The organism is Francisella sp. SYW-9, assembly GCF_008711465.1.
In the GTDB taxonomy this organism is placed as follows: Bacteria; Pseudomonadota; Gammaproteobacteria; order Francisellales; family Francisellaceae; genus Francisella.
In genome coordinates this window covers 34,477-56,729 of the sequence record NZ_VXKQ01000010.1, presented here as the reverse complement: position 1 = coordinate 56,729, position 22,253 = coordinate 34,477, and the positions used below count along the sequence as shown (strand labels likewise).

Sequence of the window (22,253 nt, the reverse complement as noted above, 5' to 3'; positions counted from 1 at the left end):
CTATCTTTTATATTATTCCATAAATTTCCTACTGCCAAACTGTCCAAAAGCTGTCTTCAGATAATCATTAACTACCATATCCCTTATATATATTTGAGCCAGTCTATCTTCAAGTTGATTTTTATAATCTTTTAGTCTTACAGTATCTTTGTATGTTAAACCATATCTATAACTACCATGAGGCGTGCTTTGCTTAATTCTCCTAATACCAAGATCTTTCGCATATCTAAAAAGTGTATTTCTAGTTAAATTCCATTTATCTTCTAACTCTTTAAAACTAATTAATTCTTCTTCCATATCATCTACAAATACATTTTCCATATGAATATAAGCTTCTCCGCAAATATCATCCTCATTTATTAAAATATCTTCCGTCATATCTAAAACATCCTTAAAATTATCAATCTTATTTACTAAACTTATTGGTCTTATACACTGAGATTACTATAAGCACCCCATATTTAGCCTCAAACCCTTTATGCATAAGCATTTAGATTTAATACTAATTTTTATAAACCTATCTGTTACCATACTCAAACCCTTACTATACATAGCTTTCAACCTCTTTTTTTTAAGTTGTGTGTTGGATTGTGTGTTGAGTTTTTTTATTCTTGATCTCAACTTATCTAAATAGTTAGCCCAAACCTGTAAAATCTCTCGTCTTTCTTCAATATATTCATACTTATTGTAAATTGACTGAATCTTATCTCTTTTTCTGTGATCAAGAATTAACTCTATAGCTTCTGACTGCCACTTATGTTCACCCTGTAAATGATATAATCCAGTAGATACTGAGTGTCTAAAACCATGTATAGTCTGTTTAAGCATTGTAACTCCATTAAAACCTAATTCATGTTGTACAATCTCTCTTAATCTATCAGGGCTAATATGATTATCTTTATGGTCTGAAAAAATATAATTATTGTTAGCTGTATATGGCTTTATATACATAATCAAATCATAAGCTTGTTTACTCAATGGTTGCTTAAACTCTTGTTTCATCTTCATAACATTAGCTGGAATAACTAAACACTTATTACTTTGATTAAAATATTCCCACTTGAGCTGACATAACATACTTGGTCTAAATGCTAATAATGGTAATAGTTGAAGAGCTACAGAATACCTTAGAGATAATTTAGTATTAGCTAACTTATAAAGTAAGATTGAAAAATCACCTTGTTGTGTGATTGGGTTTATAAAAGCATAATGACTACTTTTATTAGTTGAAATAACCTCGGTAAAGTCATTTAACATTATATTCTGCTTACATAAGCCCTTAATAGTAGCAAGCTTATAAATACCTGATAATATTGACTTGATCTTTTTTTGTTTTGATGGTGTTGTACTAAACTTATCTAATAAATTTACGATTTCAAAAAGCTGTATCTCATCAATGATTTTACCTTTAAAATATGGTTGGATATCATTAGATAAATATTTTCTAATTAAACAAAGTGTGGGCTCTCTAACTTTAGATGATTTCTTTTCTAAATACTCATCTATTAAAATATTAAGTGATTTGTTATGTTTAATCTTTCTTGTTATTAAATAATTAGCTGGGTCTATTCCTGTAGCTTTCACCTGGTTATACTTTTGAGCAATCTGTCTTGCCTCAGTTAAATTAATCTGAGGAAATGCACCTAACCCTAAGCTTTTTTGCTTTTTATTAAACGAATATCTATAAAGCCAACTCTTTTTATCCCTAGTATTAATTTGTAAATACAGGTTAGAAATATCTCTAATCTTTTCAATATTAGAAGATCTTTGACTATGTTTGATTTTCTTAATATTAGCTTGTGTTAACTGCATTATAAATTTATCCTTTACCGTTACTTGACTGTCTTACTAATTGGTCAAAATATAGGTTCTTACCATACTCCTGAATAAGCTGGTGTTGATATTGCTCTCTATCTTGAAGATCACGACTTAGCAAAGTCCTATGAGATTGAACAATTAGCTCTAATCTCTCTTTTAGAATGGGATCGTGTTCGCTTATCAAAAACGAATTCTTTAGAAAATCTTTATCTTTTTTACTAATAATTGTTAAACCTCTTTTTTGAAGTTTTTTTAGATTATTAAAACCTATTTCCATAGTTCCTAACGATCTATCATGATGTAACCTTTCACAATCTTTATTCCCATAATTACTTGAGCTTGAGGGATTCATCCAATAAGTTATTTCGTAGTCCAGTATTGAGTTATCAGCCATTTACTAATCTCCTATCTCTTCTTAACTTATTGATAAATCTTGTAGCTCCCCACAGAGTCCAAAAGGTTTTAAGAACTCCATCTTGTACGCTAAAAACAGCATATCTATTTTTGTGTTTGCTAATATAGTAGTTCATAAAATCCCCTCTAAATTTATATTTTACAAATGGTTACTAGTTCATGCTGGCATTCAAATATAAATAGCAGATGAATACTATCTATAAATATTTCTTCTAATGTACCCTATCAAGCCCACGTTCTTTCATAAGAGCAAACTTATTCACAAAATAAACTTGTCCTTTACCATTAACTTTAACTGTCTTGCTAATTGTTACTCGACCATCTGAATGATTAATTGTCGCTTCCTTGATTCTAAATAATCCCAAATCCATAGATCGTTGTGTTGGTGTATTGAAGTCTGTGCCATGTCTTCTAATCAGATAACCAGTATCCCTTAGCCATTGAAATAATCTAATACCACCAATATCGTAGCCATTTTGCTTAATGATCTTTGCTAACTCTCCAACTGAAATATCTGTACTTGATGCTTGTACTGATTCTGCAAACAAGACTTTAGATCTTTGCTGTTTAATAGTTTGATTAGCTACCTCCAGTTTCTGCTCTGATTCTAAAGCCAGTTGTAATATTTGTTTTCTAGTCAAGGCTTGTGGGTTATTTTGTTTAAGCTGTTTTTCACATTCAATAAAGTATTTTCTAGCTTGTTTACCTTTTTCAGTTCTCTGTAACATAGATATTTCTTTTGCCATATCTAGAGTGATTATGTACTCAATCAAAGTTGCATTATTGCCTGCTCTTTTTTGAGCAAGCGAAATATAATCAGCATTTTCCTCAAAATCATATTCAAGCATTCTTTTTATCCAATCTTTAAATGCTGTTTTAACTTCTAAAAAAACATGCAACTCTCTAGCGTTTACACTATTGATCTCTTCATTACCTATTTGATTTCTTGATATTGCTATATTCATAACTACCTCAATTTATATATCTACTTTGATAACCAAAAGATTTTAAAAAATTTCATGTTCATAGTTACGCTTCCTTTCTCTTAATCAAATGCTTAAACTCTTTGAACTTAGCTTTTTTAACTTGACCATCTGTAGCAACATTAGTTAGCTTGCCATTTTCAAACCAGTTATGGATCGTGACAACTGTTACGCCTGTCATATCTGCTATAACAGCAGGAGGCAGTGCTATATCATCACAAATACTTATCAACTCTAGAGCCTTACCTGATTCAGTTATCATTTTGATTGCTTTTTCAGTTATCAATGTTTCTGATTTTTGTTCAAACATGAGGTTCTCCTAAGCTATCTGCTGTTTAATATTTTTAAGGTAATCAAGTCCAATTTCTTTAAGTTTTTTAGGTGGCTTATAAGTAATTCTATTTTTAGACTCTTCAATCTCTCTGTGTATCTGTTGGCTATGTTGTATCGATTTGATCTTTGAACGAATCTCTTGCATAGTTGGTGCAAACTTACATTCATCAACTAGATCTGTTACAGCTTTGTGTACAGTTTCAAAATCATCTTTTGCAAACTTAGTCTCATATAGAGCCACTAACGCTTGCATATCTTCTGTTTTGAGCTTGCTGTACCAATATGGGTAACAAAGTTTAATCGTTTTAAGCAATGTGGTTACTTCTTGTCTATCCATGTCCTATCACTCCTGTATCATCTGTACCAAACTTTTTGATTGTCTCTTGTTTATGAAGCTCATCTAGATAATCCCAACCTGTGTTGTTGGCTTGTTGATTAAAATTAGTTTGTCTGTTACTTGGTTGATTCCATTTCTTAACATTACCTAGCCATGTTGCAAATCTCTGTTTGAAGATGAATGCTTTTTGCTTTTCAGCTAAGAATTTATGATCTGTTGAATTATGAGCTGTCCAATAGGTGATAAACTTCTCAAAAACTTCTAGCTGACCTTGTGTTGGTTGAATTTCATTTTTAGCTTGTTGTTTCCATTGAGAAATCCGGTCAGAAATTGAATCAGTGTTTTTTGATTTTTCGACATATATATTATTTTGACGGTTATATGATGGTTTATTACGGTTAGAGTAGCGTTTTGATACCAACTTAGGTAGCGTTTCAGTACCAAGATCGGTAGCGTTTTGATACTGGTCTCGTTTTGCTACTAGTAGCGTTTTGCTACCGATGTTAAGTAAATAACAGCTCTGTCTTTTATCCGCTTTTTTACCCACATAATCACTTAATTTGACTTTAGTAATTAGACCAATTTCAATAAGAAAATTAATAGCTCTTGAAATACTAGTTCTTGAACTACTACACTTCTTTTCTAAACTACTAAAACTTGGATAGGCTATATTATCATCATTAGCATAGTCAGCTAAGGCTATAAGAACTAATTTATATCCTGATTCTTTGATATCTTGATCAAATGCCCATGATATTGCTTTGACACTCATATCTACTGTCCTGCCTTAAGTTTGCCTTTTGTTAATTTTTGAATTTCTTCTATAGGAACATATGAGACATGTCGATCTGGTATTAATAGTCCATCTGTCATGTAATAAAAAATTCTTTGACAGTCGGCGGGAACTCCATTTTTAGACCATTTTGATATCGCAGACTTTTTTCTGCTAGTTAATATTGAAATTTGTTTTGGCGAACCAAAAAAGTTAATTATTTGTCTCTTATTCATTGATTCCAATTAGAAACTATATCGATATAATAAGTTTACATTAAGAAACTATTAAGTCAACAAATATGTTATTTATTTTTTTACATATAGAAACTTTTGATTATTTATTTACAATTATTGTTTATCTAAATAAACTTTTTATGATAACTATTATCATAAGGTATAAATTATGAGTATAAAAAAACTTACAAAAGAATTTATAATGGCTCGAATGCAAGAGCTTGGAATAAAACAAACAAGTATTATTTCTGAAACAGGAAGTTCAAAAGGAGCTGTAAGTAAATGGGTTAATGGTGTATCTGAACCAAAAGGACAAGAATTATTTAAATTCCTTAAAGCTCTTAAATTATCTTTTATTGATGGAGAAATAGTTAAAAATGATTACATTGGCATTGAAGTACCAGTTATAACGACCTCTGAAATTAAAACAAAATGCTTAAAAGAAACAACTAAAGTTTATACTACAAAAGAGAAAAATGTAGAGTTTATAATATCTGTAAATACCCATGATTTTTTATTTCCCTTTGGTACAAAACTTTATATTAAAAAATTCAATAGTGTAGAGAGTTTCAAAAACAATATTTTAATAGTTTTAGAAGATGATAATAAATATTTAAAAATTGGAAAATTAACTTTCTTTAATGATAACTATTACATATCTCAAGGAGATAAGTTAGAAACTATAGATATAAAGTCTGTTAAATTTAGAGTGGGACTAGCTAAGTTTATATAATATACAAAAAAGTTTGTACTAAGTTATATTTAATAATATAATTTCGATCTTTATATAAAACATATAGGGTCAAAATTATTTATGAACTTAATGCATAAAATTTTTAAAAGCATTTTTGAGGAAATATCAGGTTTCTCTCTAGATAGAAAGCACATTCTATCCAACAAAATGAACAGCTTCTATATTTTATCTATGATGTATACTCTTTTTTTAGCTTTAAGTATGATCACATCATATAGATTCCTTAATTTTTTTAATATTGCAACTAGTGCTACCTGTATTTTTTTTATTGGTATATGTTTCGTTATTTGTAATATAGTTACAGAAAATTATCATTACATCTATACTCGTAGAATGACGTTCTTCGCTTTATTAACTATTGGAGTTGGGTTTGGTATTCTGCAATTAACAAATAACCTACCTGCCCCAGTAGGGAAAGAAATGTTTGCTAAAGCTTACAATATATCGATGAAAGATGAGTTTACTCATGTATTTTTTTATAATTGTATAGCTGCTCTCTTGGGACTAAACATGGCTTCTTTTATGTTGGGTGTCTTTAAAAATCAAAAATTAAATATCATATTACGCATATTATTAGCTGATATTATTGGAGAGTTTATATTTACTTTTTCAGTAATTTTTTTAATTATGTTACCTATTGGAGAATCTATATACACAATCTTGTCAATGACAATTATAAGCTTTATCTCAAAACTAATATTTAGTCTAATATGTTCAACCATAATAGTTCCTATATCCTATAAAATTATTCCAATAATAGATAATGGAGTATATCAACCAGAATTTTTAGAAAAAAGTAATAAAATATAGGAGAATTATTATGTTTGATATAAATTTAAAATATTTAATTTTTGAGGCCTATAAATTAACGTTACATATAAAACAAAATAGCAACACTAAATCATTTACTTTATGTATATCTACAAAATTCACATTGCCTGAAGAGGTCTCAAAAAAATGGGTTATTGATAATAAAAATAAGTTCAAAAAAAGATTTTATCCAATTATAGATCAAATATCTTATGGACTACACCCTATATATGAACCAAAACCTTGCGAAATAGATTTTGATAAAAAAGAAATAACTTGTTTAAATTACAAAGCAGAAAAAATAAAAATTCAATTTTCTAAATATAATGCCTCAAAATTAGGTATCAATTCTGATTTTTTATGTTAAAAGTGTAGATAAATTATTAAAGATTGACCTATCTTGTCAACGATACTAATCCTATTTATAAGTAATAATTAAACCTGTCATTATTAGAGATCTTTTTTTAACATAAAAGTATTTACTCATGATCTCTAGTAATGGCATGTTTTGGATAAATTCTTCATCCCTAAAGACTTTATCCAAACTAAGTCCTTGGTAGGTAATATTCTTGTCATCATCACTCGCCGATACAGCCTCTGAATGTTACCTACCTTGACTTGAATAATTTTGAGATTGCTATATACCCTATTAACTACAGCAAATGTTTTGTTATAATGGTGGCTGTCATTATTGGAGGATATATAGAGTGAGGTATCAGGTTTCCTTTGGATAACTTCTAATAATGACTTAGAGTATATTTTTATATTGTACTACAACAAATTAATAGCTGATTTTATCATCATAGTAAAAATTATTTACTTAGATGTATAAATATAATTGTATCAACACTTGAAATGTGACCTGAACGGTTTATTACTAGTATAATTTTGCTTTAACTTAGGTGGTGAGTGTCGCTATCTGACTTTCCTAACTGTTCAAAAATAGCTTCTTTGTATATGCATTTTAGCTTGAAATAAATAATTTTAATTCCTTAGTAAAATTTAAAGAGTTTACCTTTACTAAAATAATACTTAGTTAAATTTGAAGAGTTAAGCTTTACTATAGATATTTAAATACCTGTCAAAAGCAAAAAGCTTGTTCCTCTCATAGCCAGTAACTTCTGATACAATACCTTTATTTTCAAACTCTTTAATTAACGAGTTTGCTGTAGGCTTACTTACATCTAGTCGCTCTACAATATCACTTACTGCAAGTATCGGCTTCTGATATAAAACCTCTATTAATTTACTTGCATTAGGAGCTCTTTTACCAAACCCTAATATTATAGAATCAACTTCTTGTTTTAGGTTAAGTATCTGTTTGAATGTTTCAATACTACTATTTGCTGTAGTAATAATTGCTTCAAGGAAAAATTTAATCCAATATATTAAGTCATTATCAGTTCGTACTCTTGTAAGTGCCTCATAATATATCGATTTATTTTTCTCTATAAAATCAGATAGATATAAAGATGGCTTTTTAAGTAACCCATTACTCACTAAATATAATGTAATCATCAACCTACCAATGCGACCATTACCATCTAAGAAAGGATGGATAGTTTCGAACTGATAATGTGCTATAGCTATCTTTATAAGATGTGGGACAAATATATCCTCATTATGTAAAAATATTTCTAAGTCCCCCATTAAATCATTAACCTCTTCATAGTGAGGAGGAATAAAATAAGCTGTAGCCAAGCTAGTTCCTCCAATCCAATTTTGAGACTTTCTAAATTCACCAGGTAACTTTGTTTCTCCTCTAACACTATCCAACAATATAGCATGAATATTTTTAATAAGTCTATTAGAGATAGGAATATTATCGAGTTCTTTAATAGCATGATTCATGGCTTTAATATAATTATGAACTTCTTGCCAATCATCCCGTTTTTCTGGATCTATTTGATTTTTAGAAATTAAAACCTCATCCATTTCAGTTTTTGTACCTTCAATTTTACTAGAAGTATTTGCCTCTTTAGCAATATGCATTTGTATAAAAATATCTACATTAGGAATAATCATGGTAAAAGCATTAAGCTCGCCTAAGGCTCTAGTAGCAGTTTCAAGCATTGTATTTATCTGTGGATCACCCCATGTGAAAGTATGGTTTATTTTCTCAGGCAAAAAGCTTTTATATTTATACTCTTGTCTTAATGAACCTGATTTAAAATTTCCTAAATCCATTCTATCTCCAATAAATTTTAATAAAAACTTACATTTAATCTATTATACTACAACAAATCAATAGCTGACTTTTTAACATCAGGACTAAGATGTGCATATATCTGCGTAGTTTTTACATCTGCATGACCTGCTAGTTGTGCAACCGTATATATTGGTACGCCTTTCATAACTAACATACTACAAAAATTATGCCTTAGATCATGAAAACGGAAACTTTCTATTTTGGCTTCTTTCATAAATCTTTCCCAATAACTTCTAATGGTAGTTAACCTAGTGCCTAACTTTTCTGATAGAAAAACATATTCCTCAATTTTACTGATACTATCAAAAATTTTTTTAACTTCCTCATGTATAGGTATAGATCTTCCTTTATTTGTTTTAGTATCTTTAGCTGCAAGTGTTATCTGATTAGTATGACAATCTATATTCTTCCACTTTAAGGAGAATAGTTCATTTCTACGCATACCAGTATAAAAAGCAACAGTTACAATATCTTTTAGAATCTTAGGTTGCTTTTCTAGATATTCAAAGAACCTCTTTGTTTCTTTATCATTAAGATATCTGATAGTATGAGATGATTCTCTAAGTGTTTTAAGTTTAGATAAAGTATTCTCTTCTAAATAGCTAAAATCAACAGCTCTACTTATAGCTCCTTTTAATGCAACTATAATTCTATTTATTCTAGCATTGCTACAACCTCTATCTTTTTGATATTTTGTAACAAAAGTGTTAACTATACTCGGCTTTATTTGCTCTAATTTTATTTTATGAAGTGGTTTTACAGTATTTTTAAGTATATTAATGGTAGACTTATACGATTTTCTATTGTTCCTATACCAGTCTATATAGAAGTTATCAAGATATTCCTTAAAACTAAGATTATCGATTTGTTTAGATTTTTTCTCTTCATTTATATCTAAACCTTGTATGACTAATGAGTTCAATCTTTGAGCTTCTGCTTTAGCTTGAACTAATGTAATACCTCCATGCTTCCCTATTGTATGTATTTTTGGTTTTCTATCTACATAATATTTTAACCTATAAGATTTATTTCCAGATGGTGATACTCTTAGTACTAATCCTTTAATCTCTGTATCATAATAATCAATTTTTTTATCGATCGAATTTATATCAATATTATTTATAAAATTTTTTGTTAATTTGACCGTTGCCATATCTCTGGGGTGCTACATGGGGTGCTACAAAAATTAAATTCAATAATAAAACAGTTTTATCTAAAAATCAAATTACCCCTCTAAAAGCCTTATATAATAAGGGTTTATTTATTTTAAAATAAAATAATTATATTTCAAAATAACCCCTAAAAAAGGTCTTGAAAACCGTTGACTGTAACAGGTCCGGGGGTTCGAATCCCTCTTTCTCCGCCATATGAACATAGAGCCCGTCTACTTTGTAGCGGGCTTTTTTGTTTCTGTATTACTAGATTTGTTTTATTTTTCTATTTAAAATTAGATTCTTAAAAATTAATACTATACCTTTGTTATTTTAAAAGTATAATTCGTTGTATTTATAATACTAAGACTTCTTTAGAATGTTTAAAAATATAAAATACTTACTATTTCTTATAATATTTATAAGTTTTGGATATAGTCAAGAAATAAACTTTGCTGCTGTCCAAATGCTTATTAAACAACAATCTTTTGATCAATTTGCTAAAAATATTGAAAGATTAACAAAGCAAGCAAAAGCTAAAGGAGCAGAAATAGTTGTTTTCCCCGAAGATGATTCTGTAAATCTAATCAATAACCTGCCATGGAATAAACAAAGTATTACTAAACTTAGTAATTACTATTCAAAAACTAAAAACTTAATTTCTCAATTATCTAAAAAGTTTAATGTCATTTTAGTAGGAGGGACTATTGCCAAAAATAATAATGGCAAGATATCTAATACTATTATAATAGGTTTACCAGATGGCCAAATAATAGAGAATGATAAAATCTACTTAACGCCCGAAGAAAGAAATGTTGGATATACCAATTATGGTAAAAATATTTTAGTGCTTAATTATAAAGACTCTAAAATTGTAATTTTAGTATGTTACACTAGCGAATTTCCAAATATATCTCAAAAACTATCAAAAATAGAACCTGACATAATAATAGTTCCATCATATACAAATAATCTTTATGGTTTAAATAGAGTTCATACTGCGGTAAAGATGCTATCAATACAGAATTTTGCTTATGGTGTGGTTGTTGGTATGGCTTCTGGCTTAGATAAAGATCATACTCGAGGTGTTGATGGAGTTAGTCAAATACTATTTACTTCACCACAAAATAAGGATTTTCCTCTTAACTATTTGGTTAAGGGTAATTTTAACAAAGAAGATGTTGTAGTTGAAAAATTAGATATTTCAAAGTTACATAAAGCACGTATTGGATATGATGCCTTCCCAAATAAAGATATAAAATATAATACTAATCTAGGTTATAAATCTATAAGCTATCTAAGATAATATGCTCTAATTCGAACCTCAAGCCTCTAGAATACTGCTAAAGGGCACCCTATCCACTCGACTAATTTACTCCTAACTAAAGAGGAAACTTTAGATAATATATAAAATTATCCTACTCCTTATTAGAAATTTAAAAGAGGATTTCCAACTATTACAAGCAATATTATTTGTTATAATGTCGTAAAATTCAAAATTTATTATAAGTAATGAAATATATAAAGTTAGGAAAAACAGATATTAATGTTAGTAGAATATGTCTTGGAACTATGACCTGGGGAGAACAAAATACTCAGTCAGAAGGTTTTGAGCAAATGGATTATGCCCTATCTCAAGGAGTAAACTTTTGGGATACTGCTGAAATGTATCCGATCCCTCCAAATCCTAAAACTTATGCTAAAACAGAAACAATCATAGGAAATTGGCTTGAGTCTAGACAAAAAAGAGAAGAAATTATTTTAGCTACTAAATTTTCACCACTTCCTTGGGCTCGGGATGAGAAAAGTCCTACGATTAATAAACAGAATATTATTACAGCTGTAGATAATAGTCTAAAGAGATTAAAAACTGACTACATTGATCTTTATCAATTTCATTGGCCTGTTAATAGATCTCACTATCATTTTGAAAATTGGTGGAACTTTGGACCATCACAGCAAGGAGAATCTGCAAAACAACAAATTCTAGATAATATCTTAGAGACTCTACAAACATGCGATAAACTTATAAGAGCTGGTAAAATTCGCCATATAGGTCTTTCAGATGACTCTGCTTGGGGAGTAAGCCAGTTTCTAAAGCTTGCAGAGAAGTATAATTTGCCTAGAATAGCTAGTTTACAACATGAATATAACTTATTACGTCGTAGAGATGAAACTGATATCATGGAAACTTGTGCATTAGAAAATGTTTCATATTTATCTTGGTCACCTCTTCATGCAGGAATATTAAGTGGCAAATACTTAAATGGTAATGCTCCTGAAGGTAGTAGAATGAGCTCTCCTGAACGTAGATCTAGATATGCTGCAAAACTAAATCCTATAGTTGATGCAGCTGTAGAACAATATATTGCAGTAGCAAAAAAACACAATTTAGATGTATGTCAAATGGCGTTAGCATTTACAATTAGGAAGCCATATATGAGCTGTAGCATAATTGGAGCAACTAACTTACATCAACTTAAGTCAAATATTAATGCTATAAATTTAGATCTATCTGAAGAAGTACTTGCAGATATTGAAAAAGTTAGAAGAAAATATCCTGTTCCATACTAAATTTATAATATTTATTTTTTAGCTCTTAACCATTTATATTATTTGCTATAATCTTTTCAAACTCAAAAATTATTATTTAAAATGAAATATACTAAACTTGGAAAGACTAATCTTGATATCAGTAAGATATGTCTTGGAACTATGACTTGGGGATTACAAAATTCACAAGCTGAAAGCTTTGAGCAAATGGATTATGCATTAACTCAAGGTGTAAACTTCTGGGATACAGCTGAACTATATGCTGTACCACCAACACCTAATACTTATGGTAAAACAGAAGAAATCATAAGTAACTGGATTGAATCTAGACAAAAAAGAGAAGAAATTATTCTAGCTACAAAATTCTCACCAATTCCTTGGGCTCGAGGTGAAGAAAATCCAGCTATTAATAAAACAAATATTATTACAGCTATAGATAATAGTTTAAAAAGATTAAAGACTGACTATATTGATCTTTATCAATTTCATTGGCCTGTTAATAGGCCTAATTATCATTTTGCTGATTGGTGGGATTTTGAACCATCTCAAGGAGAATCTGCAAAACAACAAATTCTAGATAATATCTTAGAAACTCTACAAACATGTGATGAACTTATAAAAGCTGGTAAAATTCGCCATATAGGTCTTTCAAATGATTCTGCTTGGGGCATTAGTCAATTTATCAAGCTTGCTGAAAAATATAATTTACCAAGGATTGCCAGTATTCAAAATGAATATAACTTGCTGCGTCGTAGAGATGAAACTGATACTATGGAAACTTGTGCATTAGAAGATGTTTCATACCTATCTTGGTCACCTCTACAGATGGGAATATTAAGTGGTAAATATCTAAATAGTAAAGTCCCTGCAGGTAGTAGACTTTCTGATGAAGTAATGGGTTCTGAAGAACAAAAGGCTAGATTTGCAACTAGACATAATCCAACGGTAGATAAAGCTGTAGAAGAATATCTTGCTGTAGCAAAAAAACATAATATAGATGTTTGCCAAATGGCTATAGCATTTACAATCAGAAAATCATATATGACTTCTAGTATAATTGGTGCAACCAATCTGCAGCAACTTAAAACAAATATTGAAGCTATTAATCTTGAGTTATCACAAGAGGTTTTAGCAGATATTGATAAAGTAAGAAGAAAGTATCCTGTTCCATTCTAAAAAAGAATATCTATTTTTTTCTTAACCAGCTATATTATTTATTATATTTTTAAAATTCACTTTTTTTTGTAAAGTATGAAATATATAAAGTTAGGGAAAACAGATATTGATATAAGTAGGATATGCCTTGGCACTATGACTTGGGGACAGCAAAATACTGAGTCAGAAGGTTTTGAGCAAATGAACTATGCTTTATCACAAGGTGTAAACTTTTGGGATACTGCAGAAATGTATGCTTTTCCTAGAACTCCAGAAACTTATGGTAAAACAGAAGAAATAATTGGTAATTGGTTTTCAAAATATAAAAAAAGAGATGATATTATACTTGCAACTAAATTCTCTCCGGTATCGTATATTAGAAATGAAGTTAATCCAGAAACAAATAAAGTCAATATTATTCAAGCTGTTGATAATAGCTTAAGGCGTCTACAGACAGATTATATCGACTTATATCAATTTCATTGGCCTACAAATAGACCTCATTATCATTTTAATTTATGGTGGAATTATGAGCCTACTAAAGATAATTCTAATAAACCTGAAATTATTGAAAATATTCTAGAGATTCTACAAACATGTGATGAGCTTATTAAAGCTGGTAAAATTAAACATATTGGAATATCAAATGATTCAGCTTGGGGAATAAGTCAATTTTTAAACCTTTCTGAAAAATACAATTTACCACGAATTCAAAGTCTTCAAAATGAATATAATTTACTACGCCGTAGAGATGAAACTGATATTATGGAGATATGTGCTCTTGAGAATATTTCATATCTAACATGGTCCCCTCTAAATATGGGAGTATTATCAGGGAAATATCTAAATAATAAACGCCCTAGTGATTCACGCATGTCAGATAGATTCCTTTCTAATCAAAATTTAAAAGATATGCTAGCTTATAGACTAGATGTAAAAGATAAAGTTATAAATAGTTACATTCATCTAGCTAAAAAACATAACTTAGATATATGTCAAATGGCAATCGCATTTACAATTCGTAAACCGTATATGAGTTCTAGTATAATTGGAGCTACATCAATGGAACAATTAAAAACAAATATTAGCGCTATTAATCTTGAGCTATCACAAGAAGTATTAGCAGGTATAGAAGAAGTAAGAAAAAAATATCCAATTCCTTTTTAAAATGAGTAATAAAACGAACAATCAAATATATTTTTTATTATTTATAATATTTTTTAGTGTTGTTGGTACATCAATGCCATATGCTATTTTTGCTCCATATTTTATTAATAATCATAGTTTATTTTCTCACTCATCCCAAGAGATATTAAATATAGGTCTAGGCTTTACTCTTGCAGCTTATCCTTTAGGACAGTTTATAGGGGCACCAATTATAGGAAGACTATCAGATAGATATGGTCGTAAAAAAATTTTGATAAATACACTTATCTTTTCAGCAATTGGATATTTTTTATCTTTTATTGCTATATCTATAGGAAGCGTGTTGTTATTAATTATAACTAGACTTATTACAGGTGCATTTGAAGCTAACTATGTTGTAGCCCAAGCATTTATTGTTGATATCACAGAAAATAAGCAGAAAGATCTTGGAAAATTGTCCGCAACAGCTTCTTTAGCTTATGTTCTTGGTCCTATAATTGGTGCTTTATTATGTAATCATAATATAATATATTGGTTTAACTATGCGACTCCTTTTCTTTTTGCATCTTTAGTGTCAATTATACTAATGGTATTAGTTAAATATAGGCTTACAGAAAATATTCCAAAAATAACTTTTGAAAAAATAAATCTATTAGATGAATTTAGAGTTATTAGAAATTTATCAAAAGTTGTTGATGATAATTCTATAAAGGTATTGCTATTCAGTTGTACTTTTTTATCATTGTCAATTCTAACTTATTATGAGTTTTACCCAGTAATACTTGCTAATAATTGGAATATGAAATCTATGACTATTGCAATACTAACAGCTGTATATAGTATAAGTCTTTCAATCAGTGTATTGTATCTTCCATCATTTTTGAATAAAAGATTTTCACTAAAAAAGAGTTTATATCTAATGTTTAGTATTATGATTATAGGATACTTTTTATTAATCTCTAATAACCTTTATTTAGTTGTATTACAATTTGTTCTCTTAGGATTAGCATTTGGTACAGCTAATAATTTACAATTAGTTATGCTTTCAAATATTGCTCCGGATAATAAGCAGGGAGAAATTTTAGGTCTACGCACGTCTTTATCAATGTTAGGAAATGCTTTAGTATGCGTATTTGGTGGATTTGTAATTATATTTTCTATTAATTTTACAGCTCTAATAAGTGTGATTTTTATATTATTAACTATTATTGGAATAACATTTTTAAATAAGGAGAAAGTTTAAATCTCTAAAAAATTCTTTAAAGTCTCTAAACCATTTTCTGTTAAATATGCTTCTGGATGGTATTGAACTCCATAGATTTTTGCTTGTTTATGTTCAAAGGCCATAATTTCGTTATCTCTTGTCATAGCTAGCATCACTAACGGATCTCTAATTTTATCAACTATTAACGAATGATAACGTGTAACATCAAAGTTATCGGCAAGATTCTTATATAGCTTAGACTCTTTTATTTGAGAAATTCTAGAAAGCCTCCCATGATATATTTGTTTTGCTTTTATTATATTAGAGCCATAATATTGAGCTATTAATTGATGGCCTAAGCATATTCCTAGTAAAGGTATATTATTTTGCTCACAGTACTCAATAATTGAGTATTTATCTTTTAACTCATTAGGATGTCCTGGACCTGGACCAATCACAATATGGCTATATTGTGTAATATCATCTATTTCTTGATCTGTTTTTTTGATACATACCTTATGCCCAAGATAGGTTATATAATCAACTATAATATTAGTAAACGAATCGTAATGATCAATATATAAAACCATTTTAGACCTCTAAGTATGCAGGTATCAAACCTCTAACACTATTAATAAGATATATTTTATCTGCTGATTTTAAATCATCTATAGTTAAATGTTTAGGCTCTAGTTTTTTTTCAATTATCATTGATCTTCTAGCTACTCCATCCAAGACGCCATCATCTAATTTTGGTGTATATAACTGTTTGTTTTTTTCTATCACTATATTATGAAATCTAGTCTCTGTAATACAATTTTTTTCATTTAAAAATATCAGCTCACAACCTGTTTCTATAGCAATATACTTATCATGCATTTGAGTATAAAAACCACGTGTGGAACTATGAGTTGTCTTGTATTGAAACAACTTATTCTTAGAGTCTATTTTTTCTGGACAAATTATTAGTTTAATAGGTTTTGTGACACCTGTGTCGATATGATTATGCTCAATAATAAAAGACTTGTCATAATTATATTCAAGACGTATTTTATATTCTTTATTTTTCTCTAGTTTCTTAGAATAAATTTCTAATTGGTTTTTAATATATTTTATATCTATATCAAAAAACAATCTTCTAGTAGAACTTTCAAGACGCTCTAAATGTAAATCTAAATGGCTAAAATCATGATGATAATAAAGACTTTCAACCAAAGAAAAGTTTGGCTTATAGATTCTTCTAATAAATCCTATTTTTGTATCCATTTCATGCCATTCAGATTCTGCATCCGAGTATACAGTTATACCACCCCCTACTCCTATTTGCATATTGTCTTGATACTTTTGAATAGTCCGAATAGCAACGTTAAAGCACATATCATTATTAGGTAAAATATAACCAATACTACCGGTATAGACACCCCGCTTTTGTCTTTCTATTTGGGCTATTAATTCCATAGTTCTTCTTTTAGGAGCCCCTGTTATAGAACCGCAAGGAAATAAATTATCTAGAATTTTTCTAAATGATATCTGTTTGTCTACATTGGCAGATATTTGCGAGGTCATCTGTAGAAGATTTTTATACTTTTCTATCGAAAAAAGCTTATCTACTCTAACAGTATGAGTATCTGCTATTGCTGATAAATCATTTCTTAATAAATCTACTATTATTAAATTTTCTGCTTTATTCTTATCACAAGACTCTAGCTCTTGAAAAGCTTTTAGATCTTCCTGCTCATCACCACTAAGTCTAGCAGTTCCTTTCATAGGCTTTACAATTATATTATTGTTTTCTTTTTTAAAAAATAGCTCTGGCGAAATAGAGATTATATCTGGTTTTAAAAAAGGTAAATATGCCGCATATTTGACAAGTTGTGTTTGTTTTAATCTCTCATATAACCCTAAGCTACTAAATTTAGAATCTGCGTGAATATTTTTAGTCAGATTAATCTGATAGCTTTCACCATTAATAAGTGCTTGTTGAACTTTCCCAAAATCAAGCAAATAATCATCTAAACTAAGATTATCTAGCATTAAGTCTATAGAAGCTTCTCTACAAGAAAAATTCGGAACATCATAACTAAGATCTTTAAATGCTACAAAGTGAAGGAGGTTTTTTTCATCATTAAATAAGCGTAAATCCTTAAGCTCATCCTTGATATAATAACTTGCTTCATAACTAATATAACCAGCTAAATATAGTCCCTGCTGTTGAAGCATCTCTAGCTCACAAAAAGCTAGATCTAAAGAATCTTTATCATAAGCTATAATCTCTTTAATAGGATTATAAAAATAATAGTTTTTCTCATTTATCAAAGTATCTTCAAATATAGCAAACTGGGGAAATGTTTTAGAGCTCATTATTTATCAATTCTTTTAACTTTTTTCTATCTATTTTACCTGTTACTGTCATAGGGATCTCATCAAGATATACAACCCCATCTAGTTTTTTATATTCAGATACATATTTAGTAAGCTCCTTATTTATAGAGCCTAGAGAATATTTATTATCAGTAACTAAAAATGCCCAAATATTTTCTCCCCATATTCTATCGTATTTTCCAACAACTACACAGCCTTTAATTCTAGGTATCTTTAAAATAGAGTTTTCCAATTCAATTGGTGATATATTTGAACCACCTTTTATAATAATATCTTTATATCTACCATAAAAAGTAAGTTCATGTTTTTTGCTGTCAAAGCTTCCAATATCTCCTGTTTCTAACCACTCATTTAGACTATTTAGAGGAGTAGTATTATTTTTAATAAAAATCTTACCATAGTTATTATTTGCGAATTTATCTATCTTCACCTTAGTATCTAAGAAAATCTTTATACTATTAGAGCTTTTAGCATTTATATTTTGACCATAGCCAAAAACTTCTGTCATACCAATCCCATTTAATAATGATATACCTAACTTTTGTTTAACTAAATTATTTAAAGATTCTGATACTACATCTCCTGCGACACTTAAATAACGTAAATTGTGGTTTTTAGTAACATTCTCTTTGATTAAGAAATGATACATCGTTGGTAGTAATGCTAAAGCTGTTATATTAGATTTATTAATAATTTTAGCAATTAATTTAGAATCAAATTCTGAAATAACAGTAATATCTAACCCCATAGCTAAAGCTGGTAAAATCTGGTATGAAAAAGCAAATGCATGATTTATTGATAAAGCTACTAATAAATGATCATTAGATTGAAGACCTAAATCATTAACTCTATTTTGTGCATATTTTATAATTTGATTAATATCATGCTGATGCTTTTGATAAAATCCTGTAGTTCCTGAACTTACATGTGCAGTTATAGCTCTTGCAAATATTTTATAATCTTGTGTTTTAGCTAAGCTTTTTAAAAAAACCATATGATCTTTAACATAAAGTATTTTCAATCTATCTGACTCTAAATGAGATAATTTATCTGTTATAAATAGTGAATTATCTTCTAATATTCCTTCAAGCTCTGAATCAACTAATCGAGGGTTAATTGGTACAAAAAGATCTATATCGGCTATCCAACTAGCTATATATAAACTAATTGATAGCGGTGAGTTTTTTAAATTAGAAAATATTTTTCTATACTTATAAGATTCAAGTAATCTTGCTAAATCATAAGATTTTTCTAAAATTTCTTTATATGAGTATTTTTCATTTGCAAAGAAAATGTACTTATCCTTATTATAACTTCTTATATTTTCTAAAAAATTTCTAAGCTGACTCATTTTTAAGCAATTGATTATCTAAGTAATTGCTAATATGATATATTAAATTAAAATTTAATACTTAACATCTCTTAATAAAATGCAACAATCTTTATTTTTAAATGGATTAGAAGTTTATGTTAATTTAGGCTGTTCTGATGAGGAAAGAGCTCACAAGCAAATGATTAAATTAGATATAGAGCTAGAATTTGACCAGAACTATTCTGCTAGTGATACTGATAATTTAGAAGAAACTATTTGCTACTATACTCTAAGAAACAATATCCAGAACTTCTGTGATGATATTAGCTGTAATCTTATTGAATATTTAGCAAAGCAAATATTCTTATTTATTCAAAAAAATTATACTAATGTAAAACTAAGGTATTTAAAACTTATAAAAGCTCCTCCTATGTCACAGATAAAAGCAGCTAGCTTTATTATTAGGAACTAATATATGCAATATATTATAGGGATTGGCACAAATATAGGATTTACCCTTGAGAATATACATCTAGCTATACAAGCCTTAGATTCACATGAGGAAATAAAAGTTATAAGAAAAGCGAGCTTATATAGTAGCAAAGCACTACTTAAAGAAGGAGCTCCTAAAGATTGGGATATTAACTTTATAAATACTGCTGTAAAAATCAGCTCCTCATTAGATCCAAATGAACTCTTGATTGTTTTAAAGAATATTGAGAAGAATATTGGAAGAGATCAAAATGCTCCTGTTTGGTCACCAAGAATAATCGACTTAGATATCTTGGCAGCAGAAGATTTAATTTTAGAAGCTGATAATCTTTCAATTCCTCATAAAGAATTACTCAATCGTAATTTTGCTTTAGCTCCACTATTGGAGCTATCTAAAGCTTGGCATCACCCTAAAAAAGTTGATATAGACTTAACTCTAAGATTAAAAGAGCTTGGTAACATAGAAAAGCTAAAACAAACCCTCTCAAATACTATGCATATGGGTATTGTAAATTTATCAGATCAATCTTTTTCAGATGGCCTCTATGACGATACAAAACGTAAATCTAACTTATATAAACTTATTGATAATGGTGCTGAAATTATAGACATTGGAGCTGAATCAACTAAGCCTAATGCTAAACCTATATCGATAGATGAAGAGTTTGAAAAGCTGGATATAATTCTAGAAGATATTAAAGCTACTGCTACAGATCTAAAGTATAAACCGTTAATAAGTATTGATACACGTAAATTAGCAGTAATTCAAATGATCTTAGAAAAACATCATGATATTATATGGATGATAAATGATGTTGAATGTAGTGATATTGAACAAAAAGCAAAGCTAATTGCAAAATACAATAAAAAATATGTCATAACCCACAATTTAGGGATAATAAATAGAGACCAATATTTAGATAAAAGTAATGCTATAGAGAAGGTTTGTCAGTATATTGAGCAGAAAAAAAATATTTTACTAAATTATGGTGTTCAAAAAGATAATATATTCTTTGATGTTGGTTTTGGTTTTGGTAAAAAAGCAGATACTGCTAATTATTTATTAGAGAATATTGTTAAAATAAAAAATATATTAGGTTTAAAAGCGCTAATTGGTCACTCTCGTAAGCCATCAATATTAGGGTTAACAAAAGATAGTGACTTAAAATCCTTAGATAGAGCAACTAGAGAGCTTTCAAAAAAATTAGAAAAATTAAATATTGAAATTATAAGAATACATAAAATTTAATAAGGGAATAATATGCCATATCATCCAAGTTTAGAAGCAATATTAGATACTCCAGAAGTTCGAAGAATAAAAAAATTAGACTTAAAAGAGCAGCGTGAAATTTTTAAAAGCTTATCTATTAGTCAAATTAAAAGAATTCCTCGCCCTGATATTCTCGAAGAAGATATTAAACTAGAGAATAATACTGTACTAAGACATTATAAATCTAAAAAACCTAATGGCAAAGCTGTATTTTTTATTCATGGCGGAGGATGGTGCCTAAATTCAATAGATACTTATGATCATGTATGTCGCTACCTTTGTGATCAAGGAAATTTTGATATTTTCTCACTTGCGTATGGTTTAGCTCCTGAACATAAGTACCCTACTGCCGTTGATCATGCATTATTTGCTTATGATTGGTTGTATCAAAATATTAACAACTTTAACATTGATCCTAAAAACATCTTTGTAATGGGAGATAGTGCAGGAGGAAATCTTGTAACTATAATTTGTCATGAACGCCAACAAAACATGCCTAAAGCTCAAATCCTATTTTATCCTGCAGTTGATATGTATACAAAATATGAAAGTAATCAAAAATTTGATAAATATAAATATCACCTAACTACAGAATGGTGTGAAATGATGCTTAAAGCTTATCTTGGTGATAAAATATTATCTCAACCTAAAAAATTAAGAGAGCCAAAGATTTCTCCTTTATTTTATGAAGCAACAAAGCAACCAGATACATTAATCGTATCGGCTACTCATGACATTTTAATTGATGGAGTCTATGCCTATGAGAAAAAACTTAAAGAACAAGGAACTTTAGTTGAAACTCATTATGATGATGAGATGTATCATGGCTTTATGACTATAATTGGTATTAGTCCACTGCTAAATGCTAAAATAGCTTTAGATAAGACTATAGAGTTTATTAATAAAAGATAAAAATAAATTA

25 protein-coding genes are annotated in these 22,253 nt (G+C 28.9%); 11 read left to right on the top strand and 14 right to left on the bottom strand.

Annotation, left to right across the window (positions count from 1 at the left end):
* Positions 1-12: 12 nt before the first annotated feature.
* The 9 genes from F3D62_RS06280 to F3D62_RS06245 all read right to left on the bottom strand — a co-directional run bounded on the left by F3D62_RS06280 (position 13) and on the right by F3D62_RS06245 (position 4,893).
* Complete coding sequence (locus F3D62_RS06280; protein WP_150467398.1) at positions 13-378, bottom strand: hypothetical protein; 366 nt, start codon at positions 376-378, stop codon at positions 13-15.
* Positions 379-444: 66 nt separating this feature from the next.
* Complete coding sequence (locus F3D62_RS06275; protein ID WP_150467397.1) at positions 445-1,812, bottom strand: tyrosine-type recombinase/integrase; 1,368 nt, start codon at positions 1,810-1,812, stop codon at positions 445-447.
* 7 nt (positions 1,813-1,819) lie between these two features.
* Positions 1,820-2,212 (bottom strand): hypothetical protein, encoded by a 393-nt coding sequence (locus F3D62_RS06270; protein ID WP_150467396.1) that lies wholly within the window; start codon positions 2,210-2,212, stop codon positions 1,820-1,822.
* A complete protein-coding gene (locus tag F3D62_RS12745; protein ID WP_191092551.1) occupies positions 2,205-2,348 on the bottom strand; it encodes a hypothetical protein in 144 nt (47 codons plus the stop codon). Before F3D62_RS12745 ends, F3D62_RS06270 begins: the two co-directional genes overlap by 8 nt.
* A gap of 96 nt (positions 2,349-2,444) precedes the next feature.
* A complete protein-coding gene (locus tag F3D62_RS06265; protein ID WP_150467395.1) occupies positions 2,445-3,197 on the bottom strand; it encodes a phage antirepressor KilAC domain-containing protein in 753 nt (250 codons plus the stop codon).
* Positions 3,198-3,261: 64 nt separating this feature from the next.
* A complete protein-coding gene (locus tag F3D62_RS06260) occupies positions 3,262-3,525 on the bottom strand; it encodes a hypothetical protein (protein ID WP_150467394.1) in 264 nt (87 codons plus the stop codon).
* Between the two features lie 9 nt (positions 3,526-3,534).
* Entirely contained in the window at positions 3,535-3,885 is a 351-nt protein-coding gene (locus F3D62_RS06255) for a replicative helicase loader/inhibitor (RefSeq protein WP_150467393.1), read from the bottom strand.
* Entirely contained in the window at positions 3,878-4,657 is a 780-nt protein-coding gene (locus F3D62_RS06250) for a helix-turn-helix domain-containing protein (protein ID WP_150467392.1), read from the bottom strand. Before F3D62_RS06250 ends, F3D62_RS06255 begins: the two co-directional genes overlap by 8 nt.
* 2 nt (positions 4,658-4,659) lie before the next feature.
* A complete protein-coding gene (locus F3D62_RS06245) occupies positions 4,660-4,893 on the bottom strand; it encodes a hypothetical protein (RefSeq protein WP_150467391.1) in 234 nt (77 codons plus the stop codon).
* A gap of 169 nt (positions 4,894-5,062) precedes the next feature.
* On the opposite strand from F3D62_RS06245, the gene F3D62_RS06240 reads away from it, so the two are divergent.
* From F3D62_RS06240 to F3D62_RS06230, 3 genes are all read left to right on the top strand, one after another.
* A complete protein-coding gene (locus F3D62_RS06240) occupies positions 5,063-5,626 on the top strand; it encodes a helix-turn-helix domain-containing protein (RefSeq protein ID WP_150467390.1) in 564 nt (187 codons plus the stop codon).
* Between the two features lie 222 nt (positions 5,627-5,848).
* Positions 5,849-6,457 (top strand): VUT family protein, encoded by a 609-nt coding sequence (locus tag F3D62_RS06235; protein ID WP_191092550.1) that lies wholly within the window; start codon positions 5,849-5,851, stop codon positions 6,455-6,457.
* Between the two features lie 10 nt (positions 6,458-6,467).
* The gene (locus F3D62_RS06230) at positions 6,468-6,824 is read left to right on the top strand and encodes a hypothetical protein (RefSeq protein ID WP_150467388.1); all 357 of its coding nucleotides are present in this window, start codon (positions 6,468-6,470) and stop codon (positions 6,822-6,824) included.
* A 683-nt stretch (positions 6,825-7,507) separates the two neighbouring features.
* Here the strand turns inward: F3D62_RS06230 and F3D62_RS06225 are convergent.
* Both F3D62_RS06225 and F3D62_RS06220 read right to left on the bottom strand, forming a co-directional pair.
* Positions 7,508-8,644 carry a Fic family protein gene (locus F3D62_RS06225; RefSeq protein WP_150467387.1) on the bottom strand — a complete coding sequence of 379 codons (1,137 nt, stop codon included), beginning with the start codon at positions 8,642-8,644 and terminating at the stop codon, positions 7,508-7,510.
* Positions 8,645-8,691: 47 nt separating this feature from the next.
* The gene (locus tag F3D62_RS06220; RefSeq protein WP_150467386.1) at positions 8,692-9,819 is read right to left on the bottom strand and encodes a site-specific integrase; all 1,128 of its coding nucleotides are present in this window, start codon (positions 9,817-9,819) and stop codon (positions 8,692-8,694) included.
* Positions 9,820-10,196: 377 nt separating this feature from the next.
* Between F3D62_RS06220 and F3D62_RS06215 the strand changes: the two genes are divergently transcribed.
* From F3D62_RS06215 to F3D62_RS06195, 5 genes are all read left to right on the top strand, one after another.
* Positions 10,197-11,123: a nitrilase-related carbon-nitrogen hydrolase gene (locus F3D62_RS06215; RefSeq protein WP_150467385.1), complete on the top strand. Its 927-nt coding sequence runs from the start codon at positions 10,197-10,199 to the stop codon at positions 11,121-11,123.
* A gap of 206 nt (positions 11,124-11,329) precedes the next feature.
* Positions 11,330-12,391: an aldo/keto reductase gene (locus F3D62_RS06210; protein WP_150467384.1), complete on the top strand. Its 1,062-nt coding sequence runs from the start codon at positions 11,330-11,332 to the stop codon at positions 12,389-12,391.
* 81 nt (positions 12,392-12,472) lie between these two features.
* Positions 12,473-13,546 carry an aldo/keto reductase gene (locus F3D62_RS06205; RefSeq protein ID WP_150467383.1) on the top strand — a complete coding sequence of 358 codons (1,074 nt, stop codon included), beginning with the start codon at positions 12,473-12,475 and terminating at the stop codon, positions 13,544-13,546.
* A 75-nt stretch (positions 13,547-13,621) separates the two neighbouring features.
* Entirely contained in the window at positions 13,622-14,692 is a 1,071-nt protein-coding gene (locus F3D62_RS06200) for an aldo/keto reductase (RefSeq protein ID WP_150467382.1), read from the top strand.
* Position 14,693: 1 nt separating this feature from the next.
* Positions 14,694-15,914: an MFS transporter gene (locus F3D62_RS06195; RefSeq protein ID WP_150467381.1), complete on the top strand. Its 1,221-nt coding sequence runs from the start codon at positions 14,694-14,696 to the stop codon at positions 15,912-15,914.
* Here F3D62_RS06195 and F3D62_RS06190 read toward each other — a convergent pair.
* The 3 genes from F3D62_RS06190 to F3D62_RS06180 are packed head-to-tail and all read right to left on the bottom strand — an operon-like array spanning position 15,911 to position 19,608.
* A complete protein-coding gene (locus F3D62_RS06190) occupies positions 15,911-16,465 on the bottom strand; it encodes an anthranilate synthase component II (RefSeq protein WP_150467380.1) in 555 nt (184 codons plus the stop codon). The two genes, F3D62_RS06195 and F3D62_RS06190, sit on opposite strands and share 4 nt — an antisense overlap.
* Position 16,466: 1 nt before the next feature.
* Positions 16,467-18,236 (bottom strand): bifunctional anthranilate synthase component I family protein/class IV aminotransferase, encoded by a 1,770-nt coding sequence (locus F3D62_RS06185; protein ID WP_150467379.1) that lies wholly within the window; start codon positions 18,234-18,236, stop codon positions 16,467-16,469.
* Positions 18,226-19,608 (bottom strand): class I adenylate-forming enzyme family protein, encoded by a 1,383-nt coding sequence (locus F3D62_RS06180; protein WP_150467378.1) that lies wholly within the window; start codon positions 19,606-19,608, stop codon positions 18,226-18,228. Before F3D62_RS06180 ends, F3D62_RS06185 begins: the two co-directional genes overlap by 11 nt.
* Before the next feature lie 79 nt (positions 19,609-19,687).
* Between F3D62_RS06180 and F3D62_RS06175 the strand changes: the two genes are divergently transcribed.
* From F3D62_RS06175 to bioJ, 3 genes are read left to right on the top strand one after another with little or no spacing between them, the layout of a single operon-like run.
* Positions 19,688-20,041 carry a dihydroneopterin aldolase gene (locus F3D62_RS06175; protein ID WP_150467377.1) on the top strand — a complete coding sequence of 118 codons (354 nt, stop codon included), beginning with the start codon at positions 19,688-19,690 and terminating at the stop codon, positions 20,039-20,041.
* Positions 20,042-20,044: 3 nt separating this feature from the next.
* The gene (gene folP, locus F3D62_RS06170; protein ID WP_150467376.1) at positions 20,045-21,310 is read left to right on the top strand and encodes a dihydropteroate synthase; all 1,266 of its coding nucleotides are present in this window, start codon (positions 20,045-20,047) and stop codon (positions 21,308-21,310) included.
* 12 nt (positions 21,311-21,322) lie between these two features.
* Complete coding sequence (gene bioJ / locus F3D62_RS06165; RefSeq protein ID WP_150467375.1) at positions 21,323-22,243, top strand: pimeloyl-ACP methyl ester esterase BioJ; 921 nt, start codon at positions 21,323-21,325, stop codon at positions 22,241-22,243.
* The last annotated feature ends 10 nt before the right edge of the window (positions 22,244-22,253 follow it).